The sequence below is a fragment of the Pseudoalteromonas sp. TAB23 genome (assembly GCF_000498075.1).
GTDB lineage: Bacteria > Pseudomonadota > Gammaproteobacteria > Enterobacterales > Alteromonadaceae > Pseudoalteromonas > Pseudoalteromonas arctica.
This window is the reverse complement of record NZ_AUTP01000126.1, coordinates 1-11,109: the sequence shown is the minus strand read 5'-3', so window position 1 is coordinate 11,109 and position 11,109 is coordinate 1. Positions and strand designations below refer to the sequence as shown.

Below are 11,109 nucleotides of genomic sequence, written 5' to 3'. Positions count from 1 at the left end.
ATCCCTGAAATAGTGGTGAGAGACGATATTGCATCGGGTAAGCTTGTACAGGTTATGCAAGGTTATAAAACCTTTGAGTTTGGTTTATTTGCTATTTATCCGCATAGAAAGTTTGTGGCTCAAAAGGTTACGTCGTTTATTCAGTTTTTATTTGAAAAGTTTGAAGCTAAGCCAAAAACAAAAAAGCCTAAAATCAGTTAAGTGATTTTAGGATTTTTAAAGTGGGTCATTAAAATATCATTTAAAACAGTTGCTTACTTTAAAGTGGTGATTACTTAAAACAACCACTTACTTTAATATAATAACTGGCACATCGTTGTTTTCGAGCATTTTAATGGTATTACTGCCCACAAAAAACTGCCTTAACTTCGAATGCCCAAAAGCCCCCATAACAATCAAATCAATATTATTTTGCTCTTTGTATTGCATTAACGAGTCAAAAATATTGCCCTCTAAAAAGCTTGCAGACACTTCAAAACCCATACTACTGAGTTTAAATTGAGCGTTAAGAAACTTCTCTTCTAAGTTCTTCTCATTATTATTAATACTCACTAAATGACAATGAAGCCCATGTAATAAACCGCCATCAATAACTTGTTGCAGTGCTTTGTCGGCTGTTTCGCGACCATCGTACGCAATCATAAATGATTTAGGCTGCTTAAACTTTCTAGAAATAAGCAATATTGGTTGCGAGGCGCTACGCACGAGCGTTTCGATGTGTGAACCAAGTGCATTTAAATCAACACGATGATCAACACCATTTCGACCAATAACGATTAAGCGAGTATCATCTTTAAAATCAATAATAGCGTCGATTACATCACCGTGACGTTTAATTAATTCATAGTTTTGAATATGAGCAATTTTTGCTTGTACAGCAACCGAGTCGAGTAATTCATCTGCTAGTTTTAAAGAAACTTTACTACGGTGTTCATCGAGTTTTGTCATTTCTTCAAGCAAAGCAGATTGGGCACCTAAACCAATTGTACCGGTGTAGTTACCTACATTAGTTTGTTGTATTTTTTCAAGCATATGTATAAAGCTAATTGATTTATCTAGCTTTTTTGAAGCCCAAATAGCAGCTTCGGTTACAGCGTGTGTAATGACAGAGCCATCGATACAGGTAATTATTTTTTCCATTACATTCTCCTTAATGACCGCCAAGTAGTTTATCGACTTCTTTAGGGTCGTTATGTACGCCAAACTTATCAACAACTGTTTCGGTTGCGCTATTCATACCAACAATATTAACTGTTGCACCTTCGCGTCTAAATTTAATAACCACCTTATCGAGTGACGATACACCGGTTATATCCCAAAAATGTGCATGGGTTAAATCTATAACAACATTTGTTACCGCACTTTTAAAATCGAACGACGCTATAAACTGCTCTGCTGAGGCAAAAAATACCTGACCTACAACTTCATAAGTTACTAGGTTTTTAGTTTCATCGTGCTTAGTTGTAACAACCATAAAGCGACCAATTTTGTTTGCAAAAAACAACGTAGCTAACAACACGCCAACTAAAACGCCAATGGCTAGATTATGCGTGGCAACTACTACAATAACGGTGGAAATCATCACTACGTTTGACGAAAGCGGGTTCTTTTTTAAATCTTTAACTGATGCCCACGAAAACGTACCAATCGATACCATAATCATTACTGCAACTAATGCCGCCATAGGAATTAAACGCAGCCACTCATCTAAAAACACCACCATGATGATTAAAAATAAACCAGCAATAAAGGTTGAAAGTCGTCCACGACCGCCCGATTTAACGTTAATAATTGATTGCCCAATCATGGCGCAACCCGCCATACCACCAAATAAACCTGCGCCAATATTTGCAATACCTTGACCTTTACACTCTTTATTGCGATCGCTCGTTGTATCGGTTAAGTCATCAACAATAGTGGCGGTCATCATGGATTCAAGTAATCCCACAACAGCAAGACCAATCGAATACGGTAATACAATTTGCAGCGTTTCGAGTGTTAGCGGTACATCAGGCCATAAAAATATAGGTAGGGTGTCTGGCAGTTCGCCCATGTCGCCAACTGTTCTTATATCAAGCCCTAAAAACAGTGCAAGTAAGGTAATAACAACAATACACACTAAAGGAGAGGGAAGTATTTTGCCAATTGTTGGAATATACGGAAATAAGTAAATAATACCCAAACCCGCTGCAGTCATCGCATAAACATGCCAAGTAACATTAGTCAGCTCAGGTAACTGCGCCATAAATATTAAAATCGCCAGTGCGTTTACAAACCCTGTTACAACAGAGCGCGATACAAACCGCATTAACTCACCGAGCTTTAAAAAGCCTGCAAATATTTGTAGTACACCGGTGAGTAAGGTAGCAACCAGTAAGTATTCCAGACCATGATCTTTAACCAGCGTCACCATTAACAGTGCCATTGCACCGGTAGCAGCCGATATCATGCCAGGGCGTCCGCCTACAAAGGCAATAATAACCGCAATACAAAATGAGGCATATAAACCTACTTTTGGATCAACACCCGCAATAATAGAAAAGGCAATAGCTTCAGGTATTAGGGCAAGCGCCACAACAATACCAGCAAGCACATCACCACGAACATTAGAGAGCCAATCTCTTTTTACGTGATCAAACATGTAATAAACCTAATTAGTTAGTTTCCCAAAGTATAGGGGAGTATTTTATTTAAATAACAATGATTCTCGCGCAGATGGCGATTAAGGTTGCACGCAACGTGCTGATGAAAAAGGGAGTGGTTGCCTAGGGCGGCGTAAGTTTCAAGTAAAAAGCTCCTTTTTGATTAGTGTGTATTGATAATGGGAATAAATTATAAGTAACGCATACACTTTAGCAATATAGAGTTAGTTCATAAAGAGTAAACCTCAATCCAATAAGGTTTTTAAGCAATTAAAACTCAAACGTAAAACCAAACTCTCTTAATTTTTCGTACACGTTTATATCAAAACGATAAAGCGTTGCGGCTCTGTGAGCTACGTTGGTTTGTTTTTCTTTGCAGTTTATTAATAAGTTCATTTTTTGAAACTTACGTCTAAAGTTAGGTTTATCGAGTGATTTATTTAAAATCGACTCGTAAATTCCTTGTAGCTCAAGCAGGGTGAATTTTTCAGGGAGTAAGCTAAAACCAATAGGCTCGTGTCTTACTTTGTAGCGTAAGTAGTCTAAGCCACTTTTTAAAATATCGGCATGGTCAAACATTAAAGCGGGTACACTATTTACATCAAACCATTCACACTCTAAAGCATTATCGCCGCTCACAAGGTTGGTTTCTTCAAAGCGAACGAGCGAATAATAAACAATAGTAATAATACGTCTAGCAGGGTAGCGGTCTACATTACCAAATGCACCTAACTGATCTAAGTACAGGTTTTCAACACCGGTCGTACTTTTAACAACACGCAGAGCTGCAAGGTCTAAGTTTTCATCTTTACGAACCCAATGACCAATTAAACCCCATTGGCTTGTTGCAAGGCCCCGATTATATTTAACCAGCAACACCTTTAACTTACCTTCATGAATAGCAAATACAATATTATCTACGGTTAGATTGCTAATGCAGTCATCAGGAATCGATTCTTCGTCAATGTTGTTAGAAATGTTTGATGTTTTATAGTGCATAAATTACTCAGAAAAAGCTATACGAAGATATTGTTATAAAGACTATTAAGGGTATATAAAAGGTGGGTAAAGCGCAAATAAAAAGCTTTTATAATTCCTATTTAAAACAATCAGATAAACTTAAAAAACGTTTACGCCCCATTGTTTGGATAGGAACTGGCTTAGCTACATTTCAGCAATTAGTCGGCATTAACGTTGTTTTTTACTACGGCGCGGTACTTTGGCAAGCAGCAGGCTTTACTGAATCTGACGCGTTACTTATTAATATAATAAGCGGCTTTGTAAGTATTTTAGCGGTGTTTATTACCATGTATTTTATAGACAAAATTGGCAGAAAACCTTTTTTGTTAACCGGCTCAATTGGTATGACGGTGACGCTTTCGGTTATTGTTTATGCCTTTTTAAACGCAGATATTGGCTCAACAGGTAACTTAGAATTAGGAGAGCAGGGCATAGTTGCTTTAATAGCCGCTAATGCGTATGTGTTCTTTTTTAATCTATCGTGGGGCCCTGTAATGTGGGTTATGTTAGGCGAAATGTTCCCTAACCAAATTCGCGGCTCTGGCCTTGCAGTTACCGGCTTTGCCCAGTGGATAGCTAACTTTTTAATTACCTGGTCGTTCCCTGTCATGCTCACCGGTATAGGTTTAGCAGGGGCTTATGGTTTTTACGCATTTTGCGCGTTTGTTTCAGTTATATTTGTATTTAAGTTTTTACACGAAACCAAAGGCAAAGAGCTTGAACAAATGAAAGGGTAAATATTATCCCTTTAATAAGCGCCAAAACTAAAGCAATAGAACTAGAATAATAGAACTAAAGCAATAGTTTTGGAGTTGTTAGACTGCTTCACTCGTTAAGCTTTCTTTTTACTAAACCCAAACACTTTATAAACTCGCAGCAACTATCTCATTTCTCAATAGTTAAATTATTAATGCATTTAAGTAAAGTGTGAGTCGCTTGTTCAATATCACGATTTGTAATAGCGTTTAACATCATTTTTTAAACTTTTATTATTTCGATTTAAGCTGCCTTCATCGACGTCTTCCTTTGGTTTTTAACTGGATTATCAACTTTCGACCATGTTGTGAAAATGAATAATATTAGACGTGACGTAGTTTTTGTAAAAAGACGTAGTTGCGCAGTTTGTGTAATAAGCAACTAAAAAGCAAATACAGCTGATAGTCTGCAGTGAGCGAGAAGCAGACGGTCGGTTAAACTCGTTTTTGGACAGAAACAAGTTAGAGCAGGCTTATAAAAGTTAAAGATGAGTTAATTGTAAGGCACCCCCTGTTTCCTTACAATCAAGGTAAATGAACTTTAATGATCAGCCATTACTAGCCAACAATAATGTACAATCAATTCAATGCGCCTTTTAGTCGTTTCATGTAGCAATGCAGAATAGCTTACAGGTATGTTGAAGAAAAAGTCGCAAGGAGGATAGTTTGAAAATCGAAAAAGTAAACCTCAATGGTTTTAGAAATTTTAAAGCCGCATCAGTAAGTTTTAATGATAGAACTTTGATGATTGGCAGTAACGACGTTGGTAAAACAAACTTACTTTATGCTTTGCGCTTGTTGCTGGATAAGTCTCTATCAGACCGTGATATAGAACCAGAATTAACTGATTTTTATATCAACAGTAATGGCGAACAACCAGATACCTTTACAATAAATGTATATTTTTCAGAAGTTACAGAGGATGCTGTTTTATCTATTTTAAAAGGGCATGTGAGTGACGATGGAAAATGTGTAATTTCGATGGTCGCTGATAGAGCAACACTGGATTGCCAAATATTCATAGGCTGTTCAGAGGGCGAGTTAGAATTAGTCCAATCCAGATTTTATTTAAAGCGTTTAAATCTAAGATATGTTCGCTCTAGAAGAGACCTCGAAAAGTTCATTAATATAGAAAAGAAAAAGCTTCTAAAGCAATCTCTGGATAATCTTGAAGCAACTGACCTGGCTGCCGATCAAGCAGAAATGAATGTAATTTCTGGGCAGTTAAATCAAGTGAACGAAAAAGTAGCTGGGCTAAATTACGTTAAAGACGCAACATCTGTAGTTAATGAAGAATTAAAAAAGTTATCATATACAAATGGCGATTATAGTGTCCACTTAGATACAGGAGCTATTAAAGTTAATCAGTTCATTGATAATTTGGAGCTTGGAGCTTCAACTTCAGGATCTAAAATAATGCTAGGAGGTGATGGGAGAAATAACCAAATATTGTTAGCATTATGGAAGGCAAAAAGTCAAAGAGAGTTTGACCCTGAACATGAAGTAACATTCTATTGTGTAGAAGAACCTGAAGCTCACCTACACCCACATCAACAACGTAAACTGGCTGACTACTTAATACATGAATTACCGGGCCAGACAATTATCACCAGTCATTCTCCACAAATAACTGAACGTTATAAACCTGACTCCATTATACGGCTCTTCTCAACAGCTGAAGGCTCTAAAGCTGCAAAAGATGGCTGCTCCAGTTGTATTTCAGATGCATGGGATGAGTTAGGTTATAGAATGAGCATACTTCCGGCAGAAGCTTTTTTTGCTAGTTGTGTATTTCTGGTAGAAGGCCCTTCTGAAAAATTGTTTTATGAAGAGCTAGCGAGCCAATTGGATTTTGATTTAGATTTTTACAACATAACCATCTTATGTGTTGATGGTATTCAATTTAAAGTTTATTGCCAGATACTCGATGCAATGGAAATACCTTGGGTACTCAGAACGGATAGTGATGTCTCTGGAACTAGAGGGCGAACAGATAAAAGAGCTGTAGGGTTTAATCGTTGTTTTTCGCTAATGGGTTTACCAAATGCTCCTTATTATCCGCCTAATACCACATCACAAGACCTTGTAAATAATGGTGCTTGGCAGAATGCTTCTAACCAAGTAAATCCAAATGGTATGTTCTTATCAAAAATAGACCTTGAGAACGATATCGCACTTGAGTTGGAAGGTGAACTTTTAGCTTTCGCAGATGAAGAGGATGTTGTAGATGCTATCAAGTATTTGCAAGGTAAAAAAGCGATTAGAATGAGAGAGTTTATTTCACAAAATAGAGATGCTTTTGCCAAGTTGGTCAGTGGTGAACTAGCAAAACCTTTAGCATACGCAGTAGCTAGGGCAATGGCTTAGTATGGCTGATTTTAAATTTACCCCTGATCAAGAAGCTGCTATAGCTTCAAGTGCGAATATGGTTATTACTGCTTGCCCAGGAAGCGGTAAAACAGCTGTTGTCGTAGAGAAAATGAGAAATGAAGTCCAATTGCTCCCTGACTATAAGGGCGTGATTGGCATTACGTTTACGGTAAAGGCCAGCAAAGAATTAAAACAACGGTGTAAAAAAGATGCGTGCGATTTAAAGGCTAGCTTTTTCGGGACCATTGATCATTTTTGTTTAAGTGAAATAATTTACCCATTTGGTTCACGGTTGATTGGTCACTCTTCTTCGGCTATAGAGTGCAAATTATTCGATGAAATCCCTCAAAATTTAAAAGAGCAAATTCCTACGATTTCTGGATACTCTGGGGACATCAAAACTGACACTTATCCAACATTTGAACAAGACATTAAGATTTTATATGAAAATGGGTATGTTTTACTTGAGCTGTTAGGCGTAATAGCTAACCATATTCTAAATACCTCATTAGCCTGCCAAAATTACTTTCGAGCAAAGTATTCTTCTCTTTATGTTGATGAGTATCAGGATTCATCTGAACCTCAACATATGTTATTTTTAAAATTAATAGAACTAGGTTTAACAGGTATTGCAGTTGGGGATACACAGCAATCAATTTATGCATGGCGAGGAAGTAACCCAGAATATATTACAAGTTTAACTGCGCAGCCTGATGTCTTTGAACACCACATAGTTAATATAAACCACAGGTGTCACCCTTCAATTACCAACTATTCAAACAGATTGTTTAATCCAACTTGTGATTTGATTTCCACTGATGAAATAAGAGTTCATAGATGGAGTTATCAAGGTACTCAGCTTAATGTGTCTGAACAAGTTAGTGACTCTATTCAAGATATTATCGAAAAAGGTATAACAGACTCTTATTCTAAAATAGGTATTCTAGTTAGAAACAATATATCTTTGGAATTTCTAGAGCAAAAGCTAAAAGTTCCTTTTAGAATTTTTGATGAAGATCCATTGGCTGTAAGAAATACTCGTATCACTAACTTGTTTGCAAGTTTATTACGGTATCGTCTTAATGAAGATTATAGGATTAACGACGTAATCGAAACGGTTGTTCGGTACATAAGAGTTCAAGAGCAACAGGTCGCTAATCTTCGGAGATTGATTTTTGATGTAATAGATAAAGAATATGGAGAGCTGGCAGAATCGATTATTAAGATTTCTGAAGATATTTTTGTTTGTGTCGTTTCAGATTCAGATAAAGAGCTAATTCATAATATTTGTGTTGATAGCAAACTACTAAAACATTACATGCCAATTAACGAAAATGAAGTACAAGTAATGACTCTTCACAAATCCAAAGGACTGGAATTTGATGTGGTTTATCATTTAGATCTTTATGACTGGGTACACCCCAAAAGGCGTATTGTTCAAGGGTCATGGGATGTTCATTACGAAAACTGGGAGCAAGAGCTGAATCTACATTTTGTTGGTATTACTAGAGCAAAAAAGCACTGTATATTAGTTACCAGCAGCAATCGTCTAAACTATCAACATCAAGTGAAAAACGGTAACCCCTCTCAGTTTTTTGATTTGCCTGGATTAGAGGGATTACATACATAATAAGTGCAGTTGTTAAGTTCTGTATTTAGCAGTAAACACCATCATCATTGTTGCCGAGGTGCTTGTTTAAAATAAAGGACAGTTTGGTGGAGAGTTCTACTTTACTGTGCGGTAAAGCTAACTCGAAATGGGGCAGAAACGAGTTACGACTGATAGCACTAAGCTGAATTTCGGCAAAGAACGAATAGCGGTCATTGTGATTGGCTAAAAATAGTTAATTACTCATATTGGTGTTTGTTCACATATACAAGTAAACGTGCTACGAGCAGACATTTGCGCGGCTCGCATACAGTCAAATTTTTACCCCCACAAACCGATATAATGAGGGAAATAAATCAATTACAAGAAAAACGATTTTAATTGGCGAGTTTAGTGTGCTCCAGTTTTTTATTGATCTTTAAGCTTAGCACGCTACAAAGCGGTTCGTGGATGAGTGATAGCCAGGTATTGAGGCGCTAGTTATATTAAGTTGTTCGAGGCGGAGGGTGGACTATATTTATTTAGTCAAGACGATTGAGGCATCTACTTAATAATTGGCTATAAAAAAACATCTTATTCTCTTTTATTGACTACAGTTTTAGGTGGCTACAGCGGTGCTAAAAACAAGAGTTATTAAAAAGGCGTTAGCCTGTGAATAAGTTACAAAACTTTAAGCATTAAAGCCACTCTTCAGTTTATACTCCTGTCGGCCTTTCCCCTAGCTACGGCATCCCCCAAAAAATCACGACACTTCACTCCTCAGAGTGATTCTAAGCGACTTTGTATGAAAAGTGATGCAATTTACCTGTGCCTATGAAATTTCCTTATCGAGCCTCTAAGCTCCATAAAGAGAAGTTTATCAAGGCACGATTAGCTTTTTTTAGCTGGAAGATTGGTGAACGCGTTTTTTAAGGACTATTTTGCATTTAACTCTGTAAAGTCGCGCTCGTTCCTCGCTACGGCTTCGCCTAGTTAAAATTAAAAGCCGCGATATAGTGGGTTAGTTACCCATCCCCCATACATTAACTCTTAATGGGTAATGCTTTTGTAGTTGTTAATGATTTAAAAGTAATGAAAAAGAAATTATAATAATGTTTCTTTTACGTTTATTTAATTATGGAATGATTATGATAAAAAATTTACTTTTAACATCTTTAATTGGACTAGTTTCTTTCTCAAGTTTAGCCTCGGAAACTCCACTTTACACTGAATGCTCAACATGTTTTTCTTTCGAACAGTTCAAAAATACAGCAAGATTAAAAGCTAAAGTAGATCGCCCTCGCGATGTTTATGTAATGAATCTAGATAAATCAATTATTGAGAAATTCAATGTTTCTAAGACCATTACAGGGTACAGGATATTAAAAGGAGATAATGAACCTGATGGTCGTGGTGGTCATATTCAAGATGTAAGAATACCTATATATAGTTGGACTGTAGATAGCTATGGTGTAGAGCAGGACGCTTTAAATACTTTTCATAATATATCTGATGCAAAAAGTGCTGTTGTTGCAAGCTTAGCTGGAGTAAGCGCAACTATTGTGCCTAAAGAGATTGCAGGTAGCGCTTGGGACTTAGTTGGATTTGGTGCAAAACAATATGAAGTTTCATCTTATTATAATGAACATACAACCCTAGAACAGGATATATCGAACTTTACAATCGCAGCGGCAAAAGTTTCTGGCGTTGCTGAAATTGAAAAAGTCTTTATGCAGGTTGCTTTTGATGACAAAAGCATTGCAATATATTCGTTATATGGAATTATTGGTGATGAGCTTATATGGGATTTTGAACATGGTAGAGATGTTGACGGAAACAAAGTTGAACCTACACTTCCTGTAACATCACCACGTACATATACCTTTAAAAAAGGTGGTTTATCAACTTTCTCAAATTTTTATGATGCTGCCGTGCGTTCTGGAGCCCAATTTTACAGTACCTCTGCTAAATCACCTTCTTCTGCAGGTCGAGTTTCTTGTGTAGGCGGTAAAGCTCCTGGTTCATATATATGTACTTATACAAAATAATTAATTAAAAAATAGAGCCTTGTAAAACAAGGCTTTAAAATACATGAAAGTTCAACTCCTATGTAACACTATTTCTAACATCCATTATGAACCTTATTAAGTTTTCTTTTGTTGCTCTGATACTTTGAGCTTTGTTAAATTAAGATATAGAGTAAACATTAATTAATGCAGGGACAGCTACATGAGATTTAGAAAGAGCATCAGAATAGGTAAGGGTTCAAGGGGCAACCTAGGAAAAAAGGGAATTACTAGCATTTCTGTTGGAGGTAAAGGTTGAATTCGAAGAGAGCTTTTATGTTTCATAGCTCTCTTCGATGAATGAACTTAAGTATTCAGCATTGGTCTTTAATTTATTTATCAAACTGTTTTTTCGACTAAGAGCGTTACCGTGATTTTTTGCCTTCTGTTTTTCGATTTTCATTTCTCGTTTATTGTGCTGTATTAATTCGTTTTTTTCAGTCAGTGTATTTCCAATTTCATCCGATTTTCTTTTTTCCTTTTGATAGCACTCGTTTAAATCTTTTTTAGTCTCTGATATTAGTATTTTTTCAGCTTCAATTTCTGCTTGTTCTTGCTCTACTTCGAGCTTAGCTTGGATGCGGGCATTGTCTAGAAGCGTATGGGTCACACATTAAGAATCTTCAATGTCTGCTAGTGGAACTAAGCCGAACTTCGGCAAAGAGCGA

The 11,109-nt window shown here is 36.7% G+C and carries 8 protein-coding genes and 2 pseudogenes; 6 read left to right on the top strand and 4 right to left on the bottom strand.

Translation table 11 applies throughout. The features are described 5' to 3' along the window. Positions 1-201: pseudogene (locus L654_RS0104320) on the top strand (LysR family transcriptional regulator); the annotation flags it as partial. 87 nt (positions 202-288) lie between these two features. On the opposite strand, the gene L654_RS0104315 reads toward L654_RS0104320, so the two are convergent. From L654_RS0104315 to L654_RS0104305, 3 genes are all read right to left on the bottom strand, one after another. After that, positions 289-1,140, bottom strand: coding sequence for a universal stress protein (locus L654_RS0104315; RefSeq protein ID WP_024607376.1), 852 nt, complete (start codon positions 1,138-1,140; stop codon positions 289-291). A 10-nt stretch (positions 1,141-1,150) separates the two neighbouring features. Further along, positions 1,151-2,641: a SulP family inorganic anion transporter gene (locus L654_RS0104310; RefSeq protein ID WP_024590949.1), complete on the bottom strand. Its 1,491-nt coding sequence runs from the start codon at positions 2,639-2,641 to the stop codon at positions 1,151-1,153. A 271-nt stretch (positions 2,642-2,912) separates the two neighbouring features. After that, positions 2,913-3,641, bottom strand: a complete 729-nt coding sequence (locus L654_RS0104305) for an NUDIX domain-containing protein (RefSeq protein WP_007585186.1) — start codon at positions 3,639-3,641, stop codon at positions 2,913-2,915. A gap of 113 nt (positions 3,642-3,754) precedes the next feature. Between L654_RS0104305 and L654_RS0104300 the strand changes: the two are divergent. From L654_RS0104300 to L654_RS1000000127210, 5 genes and pseudogenes are all read left to right on the top strand, one after another. After that, a pseudogene (locus tag L654_RS0104300) lies at positions 3,755-4,399 on the top strand (MFS transporter); the annotation flags it as partial. Between the two features lie 684 nt (positions 4,400-5,083). After that, positions 5,084-6,784 carry an AAA family ATPase gene (locus L654_RS0104290; protein ID WP_024607374.1) on the top strand — a complete coding sequence of 567 codons (1,701 nt, stop codon included), beginning with the start codon at positions 5,084-5,086 and terminating at the stop codon, positions 6,782-6,784. A gap of 1 nt (position 6,785) precedes the next feature. Beyond that, complete coding sequence (locus tag L654_RS0104285; protein WP_024607373.1) at positions 6,786-8,417, top strand: ATP-dependent helicase; 1,632 nt, start codon at positions 6,786-6,788, stop codon at positions 8,415-8,417. Positions 8,418-9,523: 1,106 nt separating this feature from the next. Continuing rightward, positions 9,524-10,423 (top strand): hypothetical protein, encoded by a 900-nt coding sequence (locus tag L654_RS0104280; protein WP_024590362.1) that lies wholly within the window; start codon positions 9,524-9,526, stop codon positions 10,421-10,423. 181 nt (positions 10,424-10,604) lie between these two features. Continuing rightward, positions 10,605-10,700 carry a DUF4236 domain-containing protein gene (locus L654_RS1000000127210; RefSeq protein WP_076915493.1) on the top strand — a complete coding sequence of 32 codons (96 nt, stop codon included), beginning with the start codon at positions 10,605-10,607 and terminating at the stop codon, positions 10,698-10,700. Between the two features lie 15 nt (positions 10,701-10,715). On the opposite strand, the gene L654_RS0104275 is transcribed toward L654_RS1000000127210, so the two are convergent. After that, on the bottom strand, positions 10,716-11,051 hold the full coding sequence (locus L654_RS0104275; RefSeq protein WP_024590361.1) for a hypothetical protein: 336 nt from the start codon (positions 11,049-11,051) through the stop codon (positions 10,716-10,718). Positions 11,052-11,109: the final 58 nt, after the last annotated feature.